Genomic DNA, 20,740 nt, shown 5'->3' with positions numbered 1-20,740 from the left:
ATCCCTTCGCCTGAGAAACAGCCCGAGCATAATTCCCTGAATGTACGCCGGTCCCCGGCAGCACGAAAGAAGACACAGACGGTTGCGCAGTTGCGCTACCGATCGCATGGCCGCGCGCCACCACAATCGGGCCTGATCGGGGCGGTTTCAGCGGCCCGGATTCGTCGAACGTCGACACGCGGATGGGGCGCAACTCATCGGTGCGAGACATTAGCAGTCAGGTTGCTGATGCCAGTTTCACCATCCGCGACGACACGCCTGCGAACGCACCTCGAGCGCCGCGCCACTTGTACGTCCGGCGTATAGCCCCACCCATTGCCAACCGATTAGGCTCGGTTCTCTCCCCCGCTGTTTCATGGAAATTACTGGTCAACGGCGCTGAGGGGAAAGGAACGCAGGCATGAGCGTGAAGACTGAATCCAGCCCGGTGGCGCAACCCCAGCGGCACACAGTGACCGGTGACGTCCACCTACTCCTGCGCCGGGGCAACCAGCTGCTGCTCGGTCGGCGCCACAACACCGGCTTCGAGGACGGCGCATGGCACCTTCCCGCCGGTCATCTCGACGCGGGTGAATCCGTCGTCGACGCCCTGATCCGCGAGGCAGCCGAAGAAATCGGCGTGACCATCAAGCCGGAGGATGTGCGGTTCAGCCACATCATGCACAACTCGTCCTCGGGTGGCCGGATGGCATTCTTCTTCACCGTACGCACCTGGCAGGGTGAACCCAGCAACCTGGAGCCGGACAAGTGCGACGCCCTGGGGTGGTTTACTGCGGACACCTTGCCCGACCACATGATCGACTACTGCCGCGTAGCCATCGGTCGCATTGCGGCCAGCACGCCGTTCTCGATCTACGGTTGGTAGTCCGGTGGCGACACACGATGACACTCCGGCTGTCTTCGTCGGCTATCTCGCCCCGGCCCAATGCCGGGCGTGCCGCTGTTCCCGGCTGCCGATCACAGCAGCGACATTCACCGAAAAGTCCATCGCTGCGGACGGTCCGAGACCGCCTCGTGGGCGTCCAGGCCGGCAGGGGTGTCTGCGGACACGTCGTTGTGGATCCCTTCGATCGGCAAGAAATGGCTGACACCAACGGCATTCTCGATTCGACCGAACTCGTCGCTCCGAATCACAATTCTGGGACCGTTTGGTACAGATCGCAGAGGCTGCCGTGAGTGCTCTGCGACGCAATGGCGAAACTACACCGACGAAGGAATCTGACATGCGGATGACCTACGACCCGGCCGCCGATGCCGCGTACTACTACATCACCGATCGCATCGACGCAGGTCCGGCCGCACAACGGGTCGTCACCGCGATCGAAAGGGGAACCGTGGCGCTCGACATGAGCGCATCGGGCACGCTGCTCGGCCTCGAGGTTCTCGGCGCACAGCAGGTGCTGCCGCCCGAAGCACTGGAGCGCACCCGGAATAGTCCGTACGTGGCGGTGGCGGTGTACAAATCGACCTCCGACGCACCTGACTACCGGCCGCTCTACCAAGAGTGCTTCCTTCTCGTGTTCGCCGATTCGGTGGAAACCGCACGGGCGGCGGCGCAGACCAAAGCCGAAGGCCAGGAAGCGCGGTATCGCAACGAGCGCGGCGACACCGTCACCTGGTCGCTCGAGCATCTTGTCGACGTAGCCCCCGCCGTCGACGACAACGTCGAGGCAGGCGGAACGTTCTACTCCCGCCACTTCCGCGACTACGACGCTTACCGCCGCATGGAACCACTACTGGACGGCGAACCGCTATAGCCGGCTATCTATTGCACGCTGGCATCCGCGCGCAGCGGCGGGCACGCCAGGCCGGGCAGGGTGGCGAGCTCGAAGTGCCACCACTCGTTCTCGTAGATCCGGCACAAACCCCACCGGTTACCGTTCGCTTCCAGCCATTGCGCACCACCGCGGGGCCCCACATCGATCGCCTGACCCGACACATGCGTCGACTCCGAGGACGGCAGCACCCAGCGCCGCGCCTCGTCCGGACTGCCGTAGGTCTGCAGCCCGTTGAGCCACAGCTCCTCCTGCTGCTCGGGCGTGCGATAACCCGAGGTGATCGACAGCCCCACTCCCTCCGCCTCGGCCTGGTCATGAGCCAGCGAATAGGCCAGTGCAAGCTTCGGCTCGAGCCCCTCGGTGCCGGTCGCCGACCCGGCCACCACCCGTTCGTCGACGGGCGTGGCGGACGCAGTCGGCGCGGCGGGTGCGATGGCGACCAGCGCGGGCAACACCACGGCAGGCAGGCCGAGCAGGATCCGATTCCTGTGTACTCCGCGCTTGAGCAACATGGGGCGATACTAACGGCTTCCTGCGGCCTGGTGCCTCAGGCCCGCTCCGGCGACGGAACGCCACGCAATGCTCGACAGGCTCGCATACGCTCGAACTGCCAGACGAGTGGCCCGACGAATTCAGCGACACACCGGCGAACGGGATGACAGCACCCCGTCCTGGCGATGCCACTGTCCGGAATCCACATCTGGCGTAACGAGTTACCGTCGAGCAACGCCGAATCGGCGTGTCCCGCAGCGTGTTGTCCACAGGAATGACCCCTGTCCACAATCTATTCCAGTGTTGTGGATCACTGTGATGCTTGAGCCGCTATCAACGAATTCGGAATCGAGGACGCCTTCACCAGTTTCACGACAGCATCCGCGTCCGAACCGACCGCACCCGATCCCCATCCACCTTGGACCGTCGGCCTCGATCAGCGCGTCCCGCACCATGAGCCCGTCGCACGACTCGATCGCCACGACACCGAACCCGCCGTCACGATCGGGTATCCATCGCCCGACGATAGCGACACCCCCACGAACCCTCTTGTACAACAACCGTTCCCACACGAGGAACATGGGTGGCCGCACCCACGACGAGGACACCGATGCACGCCGTATCAGTGACCTCGAGTTCCCCTCGACCACCTGTTCACACGGGTCGACTACCCACACCCTGTGACGGTGAGCTCGCCCGGATTCCCCGCTGGAGCTCCTCTGCCGCTTCACGATTCCGGACAATTCGCTCAACGATCTCGCTGCCGTGATCACGCGCCCAAGCGACGGCGAGCTCGATCTTGCGGGAATGCAGATCCGATTGCTGGCTCAATACCGCGATCCAGCGTTCGACCGGACCGTCGAGTTCCTCCAGTCGTGCAACAACTTCCCACCCGTCGAGTCCGGCCGCGATGGCCGCACGGCGGTCGGTGATGGGGCCGCGGAAAACGACGCCGGGGCGGTCGAGCTGATCGAACTCATCGGGATCAGGCGGCTGAGCAATGCGATCGAGCCGGTTCCTCACGTGCGGCGCGTTCGGCCGACCGGCTGAACCCGAGATACGAAACGGCGTACTCATCGTCCTTCATGGCACAACTGTGCGGCGACGTCCCCGACTGAGACTGCCCGCTGCGACGGCCGACACCACCCCGGCGATCGGGGTGACATTCGGATATCCGCGCAGTTGCCCGCGATGCGGTCGAACGCTCGGATCAGACGCGTTCTTTGGAGCGCGTACGGACCCGGAGCGCAATAGGCTTCTGCGTTTCGGCAAAGAAATCGTTGCCCTTGTCGTCGACCACGATGAAGGCGGGAAAATCTTCGACCTCGATCTTCCAGACCGCTTCCATGCCCAGTTCTTCGTACTCGAGCACCTCGACGGACTTGATGCAGTCCAGCGCGAGTCGCGCGGCAGGCCCACCAATGGAACCGAGATAAAACCCGCCGTGTTCGTTGCAAGCCTTGGTCACCTGGGCCGACCGATTGCCCTTGGCGAGCATGACGAACGAGCCGCCCGCAGCCTGGAACTGGTCGACATAGGAGTCCATCCGGCCTGCCGTGGTCGGACCGAAGGAACCCGACGCGTAGCCCTCTGGGGTCTTCGCCGGGCCCGCGTAGTAGACGGCCATATCGCGCAGGTACTGCGGCATCGGCTCGCCCGCGTCGAGGCGTTCCTTGATCTTGGCGTGCGCGATATCGCGCGCGACCACCAGCGGACCGGTGAGCGAAAGCCGGGTCTTCACTGGATATTTCGACAGTTCCGCGCGGATCTCCGACATCGGCCGGTTCAGATCGACCTTCACCACGTCGCCGCCGAGGATGGAGTCGGTCTGCTCGGGCAGGTAGTGCGCGGGCTCGCGCTCGAGCTGTTCCAGGAACACACCTTCCGGGGTGATCTTGGCGAGGGCCTGCCGGTCAGCTGAGCAAGAGACCGCGATCGCCACCGGGCAGCTGGCGCCGTGCCGCGGCAGCCGCACCACACGCACGTCGTGGCAGAAGTACTTGCCGCCGAATTGCGCACCGATGCCGAAAGATTGGGTGAGTTTGAAAACCTCTTCCTCGAGCTCGAGGTCACGGAAAGCGTGCGCCGCGAGTGAACCCTCGGTCGGCAGGTTGTCCAGGTAGTGCGCCGAGGCGTATTTCGCCGTCTTCAAGGCAAATTCGGCGCTGGTCCCCCCGATGACCACCGCGAGGTGATACGGCGGGCAGGCCGCGGTGCCGAGCGAGCGGATCTTCTCGTCGAGAAACTCCAGCATGCGCTCGGGGTTCAGGACCGCTTTGGTCTCCTGATAGAGGAACGACTTGTTCGCCGAGCCGCCGCCCTTGGCCATGAACAGGAACTTGTAGGACGGATGCGCGGGATCGCCCTGGGTGGAGTACAACTCGATCTGCGCGGGCAGGTTGGTCCCGGTGTTCTTCTCATCCCACATGGTGATCGGCGCGAGCTGGGAGTAGCGAAGGTTCAGCTTGGTATAGGCATCGAACACGCCCCTACTGATCCATTCGGCGTCGTCGACGCCGGTCAGCACGCCCTCGGACTTCTTGCCCATGACGATCGCGGTGCCGGTGTCCTGGCACATCGGCAGGATTCCGCCTGCCGAGATGTTGACGTTCTTGAGCAGGTCGAGCGCGACGAAGCGGTCGTTGCCGCTGGACTCCGGGTCATCGATGATCTTGCGCAGCTGAGCCAGATGCGCGGGTCGCAGATAGTGGCTGATGTCGTGCATCGCCTCGGCGGTGAGCAGCCGCAACGCCTCGGGCTCGACCTGCAGGAACGTCCGGCCGTTGACTTCGAAGGTGCTGACGCCTTCGGTGGTGATCAACCGGTAGGGGGTGTCGTCGGCCCCGATCGGCAGCAGATCTGAATAGCGGAAATCCGGCGCGGTCACGGGACGCACTCCTTCGGGCTGGCCTGCGGCTGAGTGCAGCCGCGGCTGGTCATGAGCACAGGAAGCGTATCCACCACCCAGGAGGCGACCGATGCTTAGGCAAGCCTAATAAGCGTCGACGGACGAGGTCCGTCCGCCGCCCACGTCGGGCCGACCGAAGGCGAGTCGGCCACCTTCCTGTCAACATTGCCAATAAGGTTGCACGTTCAACCCAGGGGTGCTAACTCTCAGTTCTGACAAGTTGTCAGCGGGTCGACTGGCACGCGACAATTTATATGACATGTCAGAGTTTGGAGCGCTATCGTGACCGATCCCCATTGGCTCGATGACATCGAAATGCGTGCGTGGCTCGGCTTCGTACGCACTCGCGATCTCATCGCCGCGGCGGTCGGGCGCGACTCGTCCCGCGAGTCGAACCTCACCTACGTCGAATACTCGGTCCTTGCCTATCTCGCCGACTCCCTCGACCATCGACTCACCTTCGCCGACCTCGCCGCGAAGCTGGAGTGGTCGCAGAGCAGGCTCTCCCACCAGATCACCAGGATGGAGAAACGCGGCTTGGTCTTACGGGAGCCGATCCCCGACGACGCCCGCCGCACGGCGGCACGGTTGACACCGCGCGGCGCCGACGTCCTCGCGACCGCCGCGCCGGCCCATGTCGACAGCGTGCGCCGTCACATGGTCGACATCCTCGACCGTCAGCAATTAGCCGCGCTCGCGGATATCTACGACACCCTGCTCGCCCACCATCGCAAGGCAGCGGCTCCGGACTGACCGAACACGGCAGGCTCGCGCCGCAGGCCACAGCCCTGCGACGCAGATCCCGTGCTCGGCCGACCGCTTATCCGGCGACGACCGACTCCGAGGCCGAGCGCTCAGGAACGTCGACCGGGCGTGCGGGGATCCCGAGCGCACGCTCGAACCCCTCCGGCACGATCAGGTCCGACCGATCCAGGTCCTGCACCGACGTCTTACGCAGCCCGAGCAGCGCCGAGTCGATGCCGCCGCGCAGGATGTCGAGGACATTCTCGACGCCGGCTTGGCCGTTGGCGGCCAGACCCCACAGGTAGGCGCGTCCGATCATCACCGCGCGCGCACCGAGCGCGACCGCCTTCACCACGTCGCTACCGCGACGGATGCCGCCATCGAGGACCACATCGATCTGTGAGCCGACGGCATCGGCAACGACGGGCAGCGCTCGAATCGCGGCCGGGGTTCCGTCGAGATTGTTGCCACCGTGATTCGAGACAGAGATCGCGGCCACGCCCGAATCGACCGCGCGCAGTGCGTCATCCACGCGCATCACACCCTTGAGCATGACCGGGCCTGCCCACTGTTCGCAGATCCACTGCACGTCGGCCCAGTCGGGAGCGGGGGTGCCCATCCATTCACCGTAGGCGCCGAAGAACCCTGGTGCGGGTCCGTCGCCGACGGCCATATTCGGCGCGGTGAGGTCGGGAATGTGGCCCGACTTCAAGTAGGTGCTCAGCCACCGCGGTTTGATCAGGGTCTGTGGCGCGAAGCGCAGCATGGCACGCAGATCGAGCTTCTCCGGAATCACCGGACTACCCCAGTCGCGGCCGTGCGAGAACGACCAGTCGAGGGTCAGGATCAGCCCGACGGCGCCCGCTGCCTTCGCCCGCTGCATCCGCTGCAGGATCTCGTCTTTGCTGCCGCACCAGTAGAGCTGGAAAAAGGTCGACGGATTGGCCGCGATCACCTCTTCGATGGGCTTGCTGGCGAAGGAGCTGAGTCCCATCGCAATCCCGCGGGCCGCCGCGGCGCGGGCGACGGCCACTTCACCATCCGGGTGCACGGCCTGCACACCGGTAGGCGAGATCAGCACCGGCATCGAAAGCTGCTGCCCCAGTACGGTTGTCGACTGATCTCGGTCACCGATCGGACCAGCGACGTGCGGCGCGAAGCCGAGCTCGGTGAAGGCGAGCTGGTTCTCCTCGATGGTCTGGCCACGCTCGGATCCGGCGATCAGCGCGCCGTATACGGACTTCGGCAGACGTTTCTTCGCGCGCCGCTGCGCCTCGGCGACTGTTTCGAACCACGGGTTCATGTTCCGGTCCTTTCCCGGGAAGCTGCCGGCCACCACAGCCGGATCTGGTCGTTCAGATCGGTGGTCAGATGCGCGAGCAGTGCCATGCCTTCATCCGCGGTCGCGCCCACCGGGTCGCCGAGCACGCCATTGGCGCTCACCGCACGCACTCCCCCCGCCCGCATCAGCGGCAGGATCTCGGTCAACGGCCTGGCATCACCGGCCACCGCGCGCTCTGCGCGGACCCGGCCCGGCGTCAGCGCCAGCTGCATCGAGGTCTCCGAGCGCCCCGCGTGCGGATCGCCCCGGTATCGGGGCAGATACATGTGCACGTCACGGGATTCGCCGCGCAACAGCGCGCACGCCTTGCGCAGCGGCTCCAGATTGCCGCCGTGCCCGCTGACCAGCAGGACGCGGTCGAACGTTTCGGTGGCCGAACGGCACAGCTCGATGATCAACAGCTCCAACGCGGCCTGCCCGATCGACAGGGTGCCGGGGAAGCCGGCGTGTTCACCGCTCGAGCCATAGGGCACGGCAGGCGCAACACACACATCCGGTCGCACGGCGGCCAGCCGCGTGCACAGGGCCACCGCGACGTCGGTGTCCGTGGACAGCGGCAGATGCGGACCGTGCTGTTCGGTGGCGCCCACCGGCACGGCCAGGATCACCCCCGCAGCGGCACGCTCGCCCACCTCGGGCCACGTGAGATCCGCCACCTGGACATTTTCGAACACGCCGCGAGATTATCGTCAGTCACTGACATAATCAATAGCCGTGACACCTCCGACGCGCGGCCGCCCCAGGGGAACCACCAAGCGCGAACTCGAGCTGATCGCCATGCGCCTGTTCACCGAGCAGGGCTTCGACGAAACGACCGTCGAGCAGATCGCCGCGGCCGCGGGCATCAGCGGACGCACCTTTTTCCGCTACTTCCCCACCAAGGCGGAAGTGCTCTGGTACCAGTTCGACGACGAGGTCGCCGCGCTGCGCGAAGCCTTCGCCACCGTGCCCGACGAGGTACCGATGATGACCGCCGTACGCCGAGTTGTGGTGAACGCCAACCGATATCGCGCCGAAGACGTTGCCGAGCTACGCACCCGCATGCAGCTCGTCGGCGCGATCCCCGCACTCGCCGCCACCGCGGGCGCGCACTACGACGCCTGGGAGCGCGCGGTCAGCGCCTTCGCCGCGAAACGGCTCGGTGAGCCCGAGGACGCATTGCTACCCCTCGCTGTCGGGCGCACCACCCTCGCCGCCGCGCGTGCGGCCTTCGATGCCTGGCTCGCCAGGGCCGACGCGGACCTGACGGTCTACCTCGACGTGGCGCTGGCCAGTCTGGCTCGCGGATTCGCGCCGTCATCGCGAAACCCGGCGGACGACCGGCAGGTTTCGCCAGCAACTCCGGTGGGGTATGACTAGGCTCGGTAGCGGCTCGCAGCCGAACGTACGCATCCCGACCCACCCGTCGAAAGGGGCTGGAGTTTCCATGTCCGAGGTGTCCATGAGCCTTTCGGCGGATTCCCTGACCGCAGGACCGGTCGACAACCTGCTTCCACAGTTGGTCGAACACCTGCGGCAGAACCGCACCGCACTGCGCGAGGAATGGGCTCGGCGTATCACCGATGCCCAGCTGCTGACCGCGATGACCCCCGAGGAAATCTTCTCCGAGGCGACCTCCGTCTACGACAACTACGTCGAGGTGCTCGAAACCGGTAGCGTCGAAGCGCTGCAGGCCTACGCACGCGACCTCTCCGAACGCATCATTCCGAGAGGAGTCGAGACCGACGAGGTCCTCGGCATCGTGCTGTTGCTGCGCGACGTGCTCGCCCGTTCGCTGTTCGAGAAGTACCAAGCCGACTTCGAGCTACTCAATGCCGTGCTCGACGCCTATGAACCGGCCGCCAACCGCATCGCGAGCACCGTGGCCATCTCCTTTGTGCAGGAGCGCGAACGAGTTATCCGGCAGCAGCAGGAAGCCATTCGCGAGCTGTCGACCCCGGTGCTGCAGGTTCGTGAGCAGCTGCTCATCCTGCCGATCATCGGTGTGCTCGACAGTCAGCGTGCGCGCCAGCTCACCGAGCAGCTGCTGCGCGCGATCCGCGCCAACCGCGCCAAGGTCGTCGTCATCGACATCACCGGTGTGCCCGCGATCGACTCCACGGTGGCCAACCACCTGGTGCAGACCGTCGACGCCTCGGGCCTGATGGGCGCGAACGTCATCATCACCGGCCTGTCCTCGGAGATCGCGCTGACACTGGTGACTATCGGACTCGATCTGTCCAAGATGAATGCGGTCGGCGACCTGCAAGGAGGCATCGAGGAAGCCGAACGTTTGCTGGGCTACGAAGTGACCCGGGTGACGGATCGGCCCATCGAACGCGACGGACGCTGATCAGGCGAACTGATGCCCGTCCCGATACTCAAGCAAGGCACATTCCTCATCGCGTCGGTACAGTCCGCACTGACCGACGCCGACACCGAGCGCCTGCAAGACGACCTGATGAAGCAGGTCAGCAAATATCGGGCGCACGGAATTATCGTCGACGTCACGGCGATCGATGTGATGGATTCCTTCGCAGCGAGATCGCTGCGTACCATCGCGCACATGACGCAACTCCGCGGCGCCGAAACGGTCATCGTCGGATTGCAGCCCGAAGTCGCGTTCGCCATGGTTCAGCTCGGGCTCACGTTCGAAGACATGCACACAGCCCTCGACCTCGAAGAGGGTCTCGCCTGGCTGAACCGCAAAACTCCGGCCCGTCGCCAGCGAGATGGTCGTGACAGTGGCCGCTGAGAACTTGGTGATCGCGGTCAGGGTGTCCGGAGACATTGTGATCGCACGACAGGCCGGACGTGAACTGGCAGCCAAGCTCGGATTCTCTCTGACCGATCGAACAATGATCTCGACAGCTATCTCCGAGATTGCTCGCAACATCACCAGCTACGCAGGCAGCGGTGAGATCCGGCTGCTGGTCGACGACCGGGAGGGTCGTCAAGCACTGGTGGTTCAGGCCGAGGACCAAGGTCCCGGCATCATCGACATCGCCCGCGCGCTGGATGATGGCTACTCCACCGGACGCGGCCTCGGTCTCGGCCTGCCCGGCGCCCGACGATTGATGGACCGCCTGATCATCGATTCGGCGCCTGGGCGCGGCACGTTGATCGAGATGTGGAAGTGGGTACCCAACGGTGCATGAGGACGGGTTCATCGGCCGAATCGAGTGGGCGGTGGCCGGTCGTGCGCTACCGGGCCAGCAGGTTTCCGGTGATCGCTGCGTGGTCCTCGACGCGGGCAACGGTACCGTGCTTTTCGCCGTGCTCGACGGCCTCGGTCATGGCGCCGCCGCCGCCGACGCCTCTGATCGAGCTGCACAGATACTCGCGGAAAACCGCGCCGAACCATTGGACGTCCTGATGGTGCTGTGTCATCGAGCTATGGCCGAAACCCGCGGCGCGGCAGTGTCTTTAGTACTGTTCGACGATGCGGACACGGTGCGCTGGCTCGGCGTCGGGAACGTCGACTCCCAGGTGCTCACCCGTGGCCCCGTCGGGCTGACGATACGCGCGACGGTGCTGCTGACCGGCGGCATCGTCGGCTACCGGCTACCGCAGAACCTCCAACCTCAGACGGTGGCGGTGCGTCAGGGCGACCTGCTCTTGATGTCGACCGACGGTATCGTCATCGACTCGACCGACACCATTGATTTGTCGAAGTCCACAGCCGACATCACCGCCGATATCCTCGCCAAGCACGCCAAGGACACCGACGACGCCTTGGTACTCGCCGCACGTCATCGGGGCGGCCCACCGGATGTGACGACATGACCGCCGCGCTCGCCGCATTTCGGGACGCCTACGCGGATGCGCTGCAGCGGCACTTGGACGCACCGACGCAGGCCGGCCTCGCCGAAGGCTACGACCTCGGCCGACGTGCCCTCGTCGAAGGCATCAGCCTGCTCGACCTCACCGAAAACCACTTCCGCGTCGTGCAAACCGCCCAGCGCCCCGCCGACAACCAGGACGTCAAGCTCGCCGAGACGGCGCTGGAATTCCTTCTGCAGACCCTGGCCGCGTTGGACATCGCCACCAGAGGGTTCCTCGACGGCAACCGCCGCTACGAGCAACAGCGTTCCCGCGCAGACGATCTCGCGGGCCGCGATGCCTTCCGCACCGCCCTGGTCGAATCACTGCAGGACGGCTTCTTCGTTGCCGACTCACACGGCACCATCGTCGAGGTCAACACCGCCTTCGGCGCGCTGACCGGGTACGGCGCCGCCGACATCCCCTACCCGCTGCCGCATCCGTGGTCGATGCCGGAGGGCCGGCGCTATCCCGATCTCGGCACCGAGGCACAGCGCTTCGTCATTCCGATCCAGCACCGCGACGGCCGCACGGTCTGGCTCGCGGTGAGCACGAGTGCCCTCATCAAGCCGGACGACAATGAGCAAATCTTCGTCGGCACCATTCGCGATGTGACGGCCGAACACGACGCCCAGGCCCGCGATCAGGCCGCCTCCCGGCTGGCCACCGCCGTCGGCGCGGCCACCAGTGTGGTCGAGGTGCTCGCCGTCGGGCTGGACGAGCTGCGGCGCACGGTCGGCGCCGAGACCGCGGTGGTTTCGGTGTGGCCGAGCCGTAACACCGGTCCCGAGGTCTATGTCTCCGGTGGCCCGCAGGTCTCCGACCGCCCCACGAACACCGGCCAGATCCAGCAGGCAGGCAATGCGACCAGACAACCGTCGCCTGCAGGCAACGCACTCGACGCACGGGCTCGTGCGCTGCTCGATCGGGCACGACGCAGGCCGGGCCGCAGCCTGATCGCGATCCCGGAGGGCACCGAAAGCTCCGAGGGTATCGTCGCTCCACTCGGCGAGACCGGTGACGCTGCATTGTGGTTGCGCTTCGCCGCGCCACGCGCCATCAGTGCCGCGGATTGGACATTGTTCTCCCTTCTCATCGGCCACCTGAGCCTCGCGGTGCAACGGGCGCGCAACTTCGATCAGGCGCGCTCCACCTCGCTGACATTGCAGCGTGCCATGCTCGGCCCGATCGAGCTGCCGCCGCGGTTCTCCGTGCACTACGAGCCTGCGCTGCCGCCCTTGGAAATCGGCGGCGACTGGTACGACGTGGTGCCGCTGCGGGACGGAACGATCGGCATCGTGGTAGGCGACTGCGTCGGACGAGGGCTGTCCGCCGCCGTGGTGATGGGCCAATTACGCACGGCTGCACAGACTTTGCTGCTCGGCGGCGCGGGGCCCGCCCAGTTGCTCGCCGAGCTCGACACCGTCGCGGCCCGCATTCCCGGTGCCATGTGCACCACCGTGTGCGCGGCGGTGCTCGATCCGGTGCGCGGGCTGGTCCGCTACAGCAGCGCCGGTCATATGCCGCCGATCCTCGCCGACGTGGGCGATCCGGGCAGGCTGCTCGAGGGTGGCCGATCGGTGCCGCTGGCTACCTTCGACGTGCCTCGGCGCCCGGAGGCGACCACGGCGCTCGCACCCGGCTCGACGCTCGTGCTGTTCACCGACGGTTTGGTCGAACACCGCGGTGTCGACATCGATGACAGCTTCGCGAAGATCTGCGCGGTGCTCGCAGACACCCCCGGCCGACTGCCACGGGAAGTAGCCGACGCGGTGCTGTCGCGGCTGCGCCCGGCCGCCGGCTACGACGACGACGTCGCCATGGTTGTCTATCGCCAGCCGCCCGCGCCATTACGGCTGGACGTGCCCGCCAACCCAGGTCAACTCTCGGCGATGCGTCGGGACCTCAAGGCCTGGCTGGCCGCCGCCGCGGTCCCACACGATCTCGCCTCGGACCTGATCGCCGCCGCGAACGAAGCATGCAGCAACAGCATCGAACACGCCTACCGAGACGGCGCGCTGCCCGCGAGCCGACCCGTACAATCCACCGACGCGTCGATGGGCCGCGCCACCGGTGCCACCGACGCGCCGGACGCAGGCCGTGTCCAGCTCACGGCCGAATGCGACACCCAGACGGTGGTCATCGTGGTCACCGACGCCGGGACATGGAAACCACGCTCGGCCGACCCCGGCTATCGCGGCCGCGGCATCGACATGATGCGAGCGCTGACCGAGGAGCTGGAGATCGACCACACCGGCCCCGGCACCACCGTCCGCATGTCGGTCACCCTGCCCGCGATCAAATCCCCGGTGGCGAACCCGCTGCGCGGCACACAGCGCCGCATTTCCAGCTGACGCATCTGTACCGGCGTACCGGAGGTTCCGATCGCACCGCCGCCCGGTAGGCGGGCCGGAGCGGTTTCCCGATCGCGTCCGCACAACGCCCGGAACCCGCGTCGGGCGCACGCCGATCCTTTCCCGTGCAACGGGCTCGGTGAAGTTTGTCGAGACTGTTAGGCGCGCAATAACAGTCGAGGCAGGCTATTTACCGCGACCGGATGCCCTCCCGGGTTGTGACAGATCACCGGTTGCATCGCTCGGAGCGGCCATCACACGACGCCACCAAGCGTCCAACGGGCTCGGGTCGGGCCAGATCACCGGCACCTGCTCGAAATCGTCGTCGTGTTCGGTTCCGATTCCCTGGACCATCATCGTCTCCTCGGCAGGCAGATTCTCCGTGCCGGGTACCCCAACTCTGCGGCACCCGGCCGAATGCATTACCCGGACCCCGCCAGCCGAATCAATCTTCAGATCGTGGGGCGCAACGAGGGCGCCAGGTCGGACCGCGTGGGTCCTACATGCCCCCATTTTAGATCAGAATTCGTCGGCAATTAAGGGTTACGGCGCACGCGGACAACAGAATCCGACATTCTGCAGGTCAACAAGTTTCGATGTACTTACACTGTCGCGCATTTCACCAACCAACCGACCGTCCGGCTCGCAGCCGAGGTGGTCGTGACCGGAACACTCGGGTGACACTACCTACCTCGGACGGGCCGAAATCAGATCGTTTGGCTCAGTTGCACATTCACCCAGCACGGTGCGGAGCAGTCGAAAACGGGGCGCTGCGGTTCGAGCTCGGATTCCATGATCACCGCAGGGATCATCAAGCCTTCGGAGAGACCAGCCGCGTAGATGTCCATGCGCTGGCAATGCCCTGGTTGCAGGACAGCATCGGTAGCAATTGTGGGACGTCATGTTCACCGGCGGCGACAGTGGCGCTTCCGCGATGTGGCCCGCCACATAAAAACAGAGGCATACCCTACATTTGGGTACTGCGATGTTTTCTCACGCTTGATAGCAAGAAGTAAGCCGTGGCACACATTTGTGAGAATGTCCGGCTTGCGATTCCGCCTTAGATCGAAGTCTCATGGCACACAGTCGGTCTCGCGGACCGGCGATCGTGTCGAGTGCGGACGCCGAGCTATCGTGCGCCGCAGCCGCCTCGGCGTACGATCTCGAGTCGACGAGGTGTCAGTCGCACACGGCGCCGTAGGACGCCGACCCCACCAGCTTCGAGTACTTGGCGAGCACACCACGGGTGTAGCGGGGCGGCAACGGTTCCCAGCCCTCGCGGCGGCGGTCGAGTTCCTGGGCTTCGACCAGGAGGTCGAGAGTGCCCGCACCGACATCGAGGCGGATCTGGTCGCCGTCACGTACGAAGGCGATCGGCCCGCCGTCCACCGCTTCCGGGGCGACGTGGCCGACACACAGTCCGGTGGTGCCACCGGAGAAACGTCCGTCGGTGAGCAGCAGGACATCCTTGCCCAAGCCCGCACCCTTGATGGCCGCGGTGATCGCGAGCATCTCGCGCATCCCAGGACCGCCCTTGGGCCCCTCGTATCGGATCACCACCACATCACCGGCCGCGATCGTGCCATCCTCGAGTGCGTCCATCGCCGAGCGCTCGCGGTCGAAAACCCTTGCGGTGCCGGTGAATACGTCGGAATCGAAGCCCGCAGACTTCACCACCGCCCCGCCGGGTGCGAGCGATCCTTCGAGGATGGTGATGCCGCCGGTCGGATGAATCGGAGACTTCATGGCACGGACCACTTTGCCGTCGGGGTCCGGCGGGGCGATCTCGGCCAAATTCTCCGCCACGGTCCGCCCTGTCACCGTCAAACAGTCGCCGTGCAGCAGTCCGGCGTCCAACAGCGCCTTCATCATGACCGGGACACCGCCGATGCGGTCCACATCGGTCATCACATGCTTGCCGAACGGTTTCACGTCGGCGAGGTGCGGTACTCGGCGGCCGACGCGGGCGAAATCCTCCAGCGTCAGTTCGACATTCGCATCGTGCGCGATCGCCAACAGGTGCAGCACGGCGTTGGTGGAGCCGCCGAATGCCATCACCACGGCGATCGCGTTCTCGAAGGCCTCTTTGGTGAGAATGTCGGCCGTGGTGATCCCGCGCCGAAGCAACTCGACGACGGCCTCGCCGCTGCGCCGGGCGTAGCCGTCACGGCGGCGGTCGGTCGCTGGCGGCGCCGCGCTGCCCGGCAGCGACATGCCCATGGCCTCGGCCGCGCTGGCCATCGTGTTCGCGGTGTACATCCCACCGCAAGCGCCCTCACCGGGACAGATTGCACGCTCGATGGCGTCGACATCTTCGCGGCTCATCAGCCCGCGCGAACACGCGCCGACCGCCTCGAACGCATCGATGATCGTCACCTCACGCGCACTGCCGTCGGACATTTTCGCGATCCCCGGCAGGATCGAGCCCGCATAGAGGAACACGCTGGCCAGGTTCAGCCGGGCCGCCGCCATCAGCATGCCGGGCAAGGATTTGTCACACCCGGCCAGCAGCACCGAGCCGTCGAGGCGCTCGGCCTGCATGACCGTCTCGACGCTGTCGGCGATCACCTCACGTGACACCAGCGAGAAGTGCATGCCCTCGTGCCCCATGGAGATGCCGTCGGAGACCGAGATCGTTCCGAACTCCATCGGATAGCCACCCCCGGCGAACACACCTTCCTTGCTGGCCTTCGCGAGTCGATCCAACGACAGATTGCACGGGGTGATCTCATTCCACGAGGAGGCCACCCCGATCTGCGACTTCCCCCAGTCGCCATCGCCCATCCCGACCGCTCGCAACATCCCCCGAGCAGCGGTCTTCTCCAGCCCGTCGGTGACATCGCGGCTGCGTGGCTTGATATCGGGACCATTCGGATCATTGGACACGATCTTCATCATCCTCCCACTACATCGCCCGCGGCCGCCGACCACGCCGGTGGATGCCGAGATCGACAGGACACCGCTGCGTCGACACCCGGACAACGCCGCAGTGATGTCCCGTTCGTAGCGCTCGTACCGGGCTAGACCAACAGCGCGCGGTGCCGGAGGTCGGTGACGTACTTGGTGATGAGCTGCGGTGCGAGATGGGGGATGTCGTTGTCCGGGCCGATTCGCGCGGTGTGGACGGCGGTCCGAAACGTCTTGGCCGGGATGACCGAGCCGCGGATCGGGTGCTCCGGACGAGCGTAGGCGTGCAGTAGCGGCAGTACCGAGGCCTGGCGCTGTTTCTCGGGCAGTGCGCGCAGTGCGGTCTCGAAACGCTCCAACCAGTCGTGGTAGTCGGCGATGCGCTGGATAGGGTGGTCGGAGTCGATCAGCCAGTCCACGACGTTGTCCAGGGATATGCCGTCGTCGTGCGGGTTCACCACATCGAAGGTGTGGAAGCCGGCCGTGCCCAGGCTGCCGAGCGTAGTGATCGCCTCGGCGGTGAAGTCGGCGGGCAGCCCGTCGTAGTGGGCGCGCCGCCGCGTGCCGTCGGAGTGGGTCTCGTAGAAGGAGGACGGCGCGATGCCGGTCGCGACCAGACTCAGCACTAGGCGGGTGAACATGTCCGGCACGTTGAGCTGCCCGCGGTAGCGGCTGTGCGCGAGGATCATGTCCGAGCGGAAGACCGTAACCGGCAGACCGCACAGGTCGTTGGCTTCACGCAGCAGCACCTCCCCCGCCCACTTGCTGTTGCCGTAGCCGTTGGCATAACTCTCATCGATGACACGCATCGAGCTGAAATCACGGATGTCACCGTCCTCGTCGAACGACCCCGGCTCGACCTGCGCGGCGACGCCCACCGTCGAGAGATAGGTAACGGGCTTGAGCCGCCTGCTGATCGCGAGGCGAATCACCTCGGCGGTGCCGACCACGTTCGGCCCGAACAGTTGGCTGTAAGGAAGCACATGGTTGACAAGGGCAGCCGGGTGAACGATCAGATCGACGCTGTCGGCCAACCGATTCCAGGTCTCGTCGTCCAGGCCGAGATTCGCCTCGCCGATATCACCCGACAGGACTTCGAGGTGGCGGGCGGCCAGCTCCTGGAAATGCTGGACCAACTCCGGGTCGCCACTGTCGAATGCCTCGTCGAGCCGCCGCCTTGCTGCCACGGCGTCGCTGCCGCGCACCACGCAGATCAACGTGCCGCCCGACTCATCCAGCCGCTGTAGCCATTCCAGGCACAGGAAGCGCCCCAGGTAGCCGTTCGCGCCGGTCAGCAGCACCGTCCGGGTGGTGCCGTCCGGCGCTGGCAATGCCTCGGCGGCGGCCAGGGTGCTGGCATCGATGAACTTGTCGAGGGTCAGGTCACCGGCGTAGATCGCCGATCCGTCGCGGCCGTGGACTGCGGTGAGGGCGGGCCGACGCACACCCGAATTCCGTTCCCTTTCTATGTAATCGGCAAGATCACGGAGCCCGTTCGCGGGGCTGATGACCACGCCGACCGGCACGTCCACCGCGAAAATGTCCTGGAGCAGATTCGAGAACGACAGCGCCGAAAGAGAATCGCCGCCCAGCTCCGTGAACTGGGCATCCGGACCGATATCTGTTGTCGCGCAACCGAGGAGTGCGCGGGCGGCCCGGCTGATCGTTTCCAGCACCGGCAGCTCGGCAGCGGTATGCCGCAGAGCGAGCAATTCATTGTCCTGCTGTTCCGCCAAGTCGCTGTACAACTGCTCGAGTCGGGCCCCGTAATGTGCTGCGAGTTTGGGCCGCAACAGTTTACCGATGCCGGAGAGTAGACCGTTCTCGATCGTGAACGGCTCGGTCTCGATCAGGAAGTCGCGCGGGATCTCGTAAGAGTTCAGATCGGCCTCGTTCGCAATCTGCTGCAACGACGCGGCGATCGCGCCCTTCAGCGCGTCGGGGTCGAGAGCCGCCTCAGTGGGCACGACCACCGCGAGCAGGTAGGCGCGTTCACTGCTGCCGTAGACGAATATCTGTCGGACCAAAGGGCTGCCCGTGTAGACCGCCTCCAACTGCGAGACGGCGACGAATTCGCCCTGCGACAGCTTCAGCACATTGTTGCTACGGTCCACGTAGACGAGTTGATCCGGACCGATCTCGGCCATGATGTCGCCGGTCTTGTAGAAACCGTCCGCATCGAAGATCTGTGCGGTGACCTCGGGTCGCTTGTAGTACCCGGAAATCATGGTGCGCGTCTTCAGCAGCAGTTCGCCACGAGGATGCGGCTGGTCGGTCCGGAAATATCCCAGCTCGGGGACGTCGACGAGCTTGTAGTCGAGCACCGGCGGCCGGCGCAGCTGGTTGTCGACCAGCACCCCGCCCGCCTCGGTGGAGCCGTAGCCATCGCGCAACTCCACGTCCAACACGGACTCCATGAAGGTCTTCAGCTCCGCTGCCAGCGGCGCCGAGCCCACCGAGGCGGACACCACACGCCCGCCGAGGAAGTCTCGGCGCAATTCGCTTTGCACCTGCTGCTCCGTGGCGCGGCGCCGGGCGAGCTGACGCTGGTAATGCTGGAAAACCATGTCGCACACACGTGGAACGAACAGTACCTCCGTCGGGCGCACCAGACCGATGTCCTCGAACAGCGTCGACATATCGCTTCTCGCCGTGAAGTAGGCAGTGCCGCCACGGGCGAGAATCCCCGACAGAGTGAGACGGCCCGCGAGGTGGCTCAGGGGCAGATAGTTCAGGCCGATCGCGGGGACAGTGGTCGAGTCGAACCAGGCGGTCGTCTCCACCCAGATGCCGGCAGCAAGCCGATCGGTGTACATGGCGCCCTTGGGCGTGCCCGTACTTCCCGAGGTGTAGATGAGCACGGCGAGCGGGTCGTTGTCGGCATCGGGGATGAACAGCGGCGCGGGCGGCGCTGCACGGCCGCGGATGAGCACCGCATCGAGTGTTTCGACAACAATCGCGCTGCCGGCGTCCGCCAGCCGCTGAAGTGCCGAGTCGACCGCTGCACGCTGTGCGTCGTCCTCAGGGTGGTAGTCGAAGACGACAAGATGTTCGGTGGGCCCCTCGGCGAGCACACAGTCGATGGCGGCATCGAGCAAGTCCGGCGTCGCGGCGAGAACGCGAGGGCCGGTCTCGGCAACGATCGCACGCAGTTGGGCGACCGCGGCTCCCGCCTGCAGCGGCACCGCCACCGCGCCCAGCTCTGCACAGGCCAGATCAAGCGTGACGTAGTCGCAACTCGTGAAGCCGAGTATGGCGACGAAATCGCCTGCGCGCACGGGATGTTCGACGTCGTGATGCCACGCGGCGGCCACCGCGCCAACCCGCTCGCCCAGTTCCCGGTACGTGATGGTCTCGAATCCGGGCAGCAGACGAAGCGTGCGCCGACCTGCCATATCGGTAGTGAACTCGAACGCCCGCTGCCCGAGCGCGGGACGATCGGCATAACCCTCGAGAACCGTCGCGACTACCTGCGCGTACCGCAGTCCGGGTCGACACAGCGCTGCGCCGATCTCTTCGGATGGCTCGGCGTCACGAACCTGCTGATCACTGGCATACAACTCGGCGATTCGCCGTTCGCGCCGCCCAGTTGGAGTGTCGATCGACATGATCAAGCCTCCCTTGGTTGTCTATCGCACACACACAAGAGACCGACGCCGGATGAAGCGGCTGACGTCGGCGAGGGAGGCAACCACAGGACTTCCCTCTTTCGATCTGTAGTTAGTTCAGATAACTACTCCCTCCGGTATACACCCATAGCATCCAGCTTCCGATGTGACTCACATCTCATTAGTCTCGGTCCGCCCGCGCTTCGCGCGCGGCGACCCGACCTGGGCGATACGGCACGCCGGGTGCGTTGCCACGCGCTCGCTCCGAAGGACTTGGCCCCAAGGACAACCCCGAGCGGTAAGGTGTGATGGCAAGAAAACTCGCACGGCACGCGAAATATGTCGGGTTTGCTGCATGTTTTGTGTCAGTACAGCGAGATCGGGCGGTTCATGGCAGATTGTGAAGACGTGACCAATACTTCCGGAGACGCGTATCCCCTCGCGGACACGATGACCACCACGATAACGACGCCCGAGGGCGCGACCGTGCTGACGGTGTCCGGCGAGGTCGACCTGGCGACAGCGCCCGCGCTCGAAGCCGCGATCGAGGGCATACTCGCCGGCAAACCCGCGGCCCTGATCGTCGACCTGTCCGCGGTCAGCTTCCTCGCCTCGGCGGGGATGGCCGCACTGGTCGGGGCGCATCAGCGGGCGGGCGCGTCGACCTCGATCGCCGTTGTCGCCGACGGCCCGGCAACCAGTCGCCAGCTGAAGATGACCAGCCTGGATCAGGTATTCGCGCTGCATTCGACTCTCGACCAGGCCCTGGCGTCGTTCCGCTGATCCTGGAGTCCCACCGCCCTACT

Annotated in this window: 17 protein-coding genes; 10 read left to right on the top strand and 7 right to left on the bottom strand. The window is 65.5% G+C overall.

Translation table 11 applies throughout. The annotated features are described in order from the left end of the window. Positions 1–400: 400 nt before the first annotated feature. Entirely contained in the window at positions 401–865 is a 465-nt protein-coding gene (locus AB0M74_RS10770) for an NUDIX domain-containing protein (RefSeq protein ID WP_364904557.1), read from the top strand. A gap of 358 nt (positions 866–1,223) precedes the next feature. After that, positions 1,224–1,757, top strand: coding sequence for a DUF4288 domain-containing protein (locus tag AB0M74_RS10765; RefSeq protein WP_364904554.1), 534 nt, complete (start codon positions 1,224–1,226; stop codon positions 1,755–1,757). 8 nt (positions 1,758–1,765) lie between these two features. Here the strand turns inward: AB0M74_RS10765 and AB0M74_RS10760 are convergent, their stop codons facing one another. The 3 genes from AB0M74_RS10760 to AB0M74_RS10750 form a co-directional block, all read right to left on the bottom strand. Continuing rightward, a complete protein-coding gene (locus AB0M74_RS10760) occupies positions 1,766–2,290 on the bottom strand; it encodes a M15 family metallopeptidase (RefSeq protein WP_364904551.1) in 525 nt (174 codons plus the stop codon). Positions 2,291–2,924: 634 nt separating this feature from the next. Further along, positions 2,925–3,293 carry a hypothetical protein gene (locus AB0M74_RS10755; RefSeq protein ID WP_364904548.1) on the bottom strand — a complete coding sequence of 123 codons (369 nt, stop codon included), beginning with the start codon at positions 3,291–3,293 and terminating at the stop codon, positions 2,925–2,927. 187 nt (positions 3,294–3,480) lie between these two features. Next, complete coding sequence (locus tag AB0M74_RS10750; RefSeq protein ID WP_364904545.1) at positions 3,481–5,157, bottom strand: fumarate hydratase; 1,677 nt, start codon at positions 5,155–5,157, stop codon at positions 3,481–3,483. A gap of 303 nt (positions 5,158–5,460) precedes the next feature. Between AB0M74_RS10750 and AB0M74_RS10745 the strand changes: the two genes are divergently transcribed. Continuing rightward, positions 5,461–5,931 (top strand): MarR family winged helix-turn-helix transcriptional regulator, encoded by a 471-nt coding sequence (locus AB0M74_RS10745; RefSeq protein WP_364904542.1) that lies wholly within the window; start codon positions 5,461–5,463, stop codon positions 5,929–5,931. 67 nt (positions 5,932–5,998) lie between these two features. Here AB0M74_RS10745 and mftD read toward each other — a convergent pair whose 3' ends face one another. Together mftD and mftE are read right to left on the bottom strand one after the other, a co-directional pair. After that, positions 5,999–7,225, bottom strand: coding sequence for a pre-mycofactocin synthase MftD (mftD, locus tag AB0M74_RS10740; protein WP_364904539.1), 1,227 nt, complete (start codon positions 7,223–7,225; stop codon positions 5,999–6,001). Beyond that, entirely contained in the window at positions 7,222–7,938 is a 717-nt protein-coding gene (gene mftE, locus AB0M74_RS10735) for a mycofactocin biosynthesis peptidyl-dipeptidase MftE (RefSeq protein WP_364904536.1), read from the bottom strand. The genes mftD and mftE overlap by 4 nt, the downstream gene beginning before the upstream one ends. A 40-nt stretch (positions 7,939–7,978) precedes the next feature. Between mftE and mftR the strand changes: the two genes are divergently transcribed. From mftR to AB0M74_RS10705, 6 genes are all read left to right on the top strand, one after another. Continuing rightward, on the top strand, positions 7,979–8,623 hold the full coding sequence (gene mftR, locus AB0M74_RS10730) for a mycofactocin system transcriptional regulator (RefSeq protein ID WP_364904534.1): 645 nt from the start codon (positions 7,979–7,981) through the stop codon (positions 8,621–8,623). A 67-nt stretch (positions 8,624–8,690) separates the two neighbouring features. After that, a complete protein-coding gene (locus AB0M74_RS10725; protein ID WP_328400289.1) occupies positions 8,691–9,596 on the top strand; it encodes an STAS domain-containing protein in 906 nt (301 codons plus the stop codon). A 12-nt stretch (positions 9,597–9,608) separates the two neighbouring features. Continuing rightward, positions 9,609–9,998, top strand: a complete 390-nt coding sequence (locus AB0M74_RS10720; protein WP_328400287.1) for an STAS domain-containing protein — start codon at positions 9,609–9,611, stop codon at positions 9,996–9,998. Further along, the gene (locus AB0M74_RS10715) at positions 9,976–10,401 is read left to right on the top strand and encodes an ATP-binding protein (protein ID WP_328400284.1); all 426 of its coding nucleotides are present in this window, start codon (positions 9,976–9,978) and stop codon (positions 10,399–10,401) included. Before AB0M74_RS10720 ends, AB0M74_RS10715 begins: the two co-directional genes overlap by 23 nt. Beyond that, positions 10,394–11,029, top strand: a complete 636-nt coding sequence (locus AB0M74_RS10710) for a SpoIIE family protein phosphatase (protein WP_364904528.1) — start codon at positions 10,394–10,396, stop codon at positions 11,027–11,029. Before AB0M74_RS10715 ends, AB0M74_RS10710 begins: the two co-directional genes overlap by 8 nt. Further along, complete coding sequence (locus tag AB0M74_RS10705) at positions 11,026–13,419, top strand: SpoIIE family protein phosphatase (protein ID WP_364904525.1); 2,394 nt, start codon at positions 11,026–11,028, stop codon at positions 13,417–13,419. Before AB0M74_RS10710 ends, AB0M74_RS10705 begins: the two co-directional genes overlap by 4 nt. 1,179 nt (positions 13,420–14,598) lie before the next feature. On the opposite strand, the gene ilvD is transcribed toward AB0M74_RS10705, so the two are convergent. Further along, entirely contained in the window at positions 14,599–16,314 is a 1,716-nt protein-coding gene (gene ilvD, locus AB0M74_RS10700; protein WP_364904826.1) for a dihydroxy-acid dehydratase, read from the bottom strand. 125 nt (positions 16,315–16,439) lie between these two features. Next, positions 16,440–19,934, bottom strand: a complete 3,495-nt coding sequence (gene car, locus AB0M74_RS10695) for a carboxylic acid reductase (RefSeq protein ID WP_364904523.1) — start codon at positions 19,932–19,934, stop codon at positions 16,440–16,442. A 450-nt stretch (positions 19,935–20,384) separates the two neighbouring features. On the opposite strand from car, the gene AB0M74_RS10690 reads away from it, so the two are divergent. Next, positions 20,385–20,717 (top strand): STAS domain-containing protein, encoded by a 333-nt coding sequence (locus AB0M74_RS10690; protein ID WP_364904823.1) that lies wholly within the window; start codon positions 20,385–20,387, stop codon positions 20,715–20,717. The last annotated feature ends 23 nt before the right edge of the window (positions 20,718–20,740 follow it).

Origin of the sequence: Nocardia sp. NPDC051463 (assembly GCF_040681975.1) — a bacterium.
Classification (GTDB): domain Bacteria; phylum Actinomycetota; class Actinomycetes; order Mycobacteriales; family Mycobacteriaceae; genus Nocardia.
This window is presented reverse-complemented; position numbering and strand designations above follow the sequence as displayed.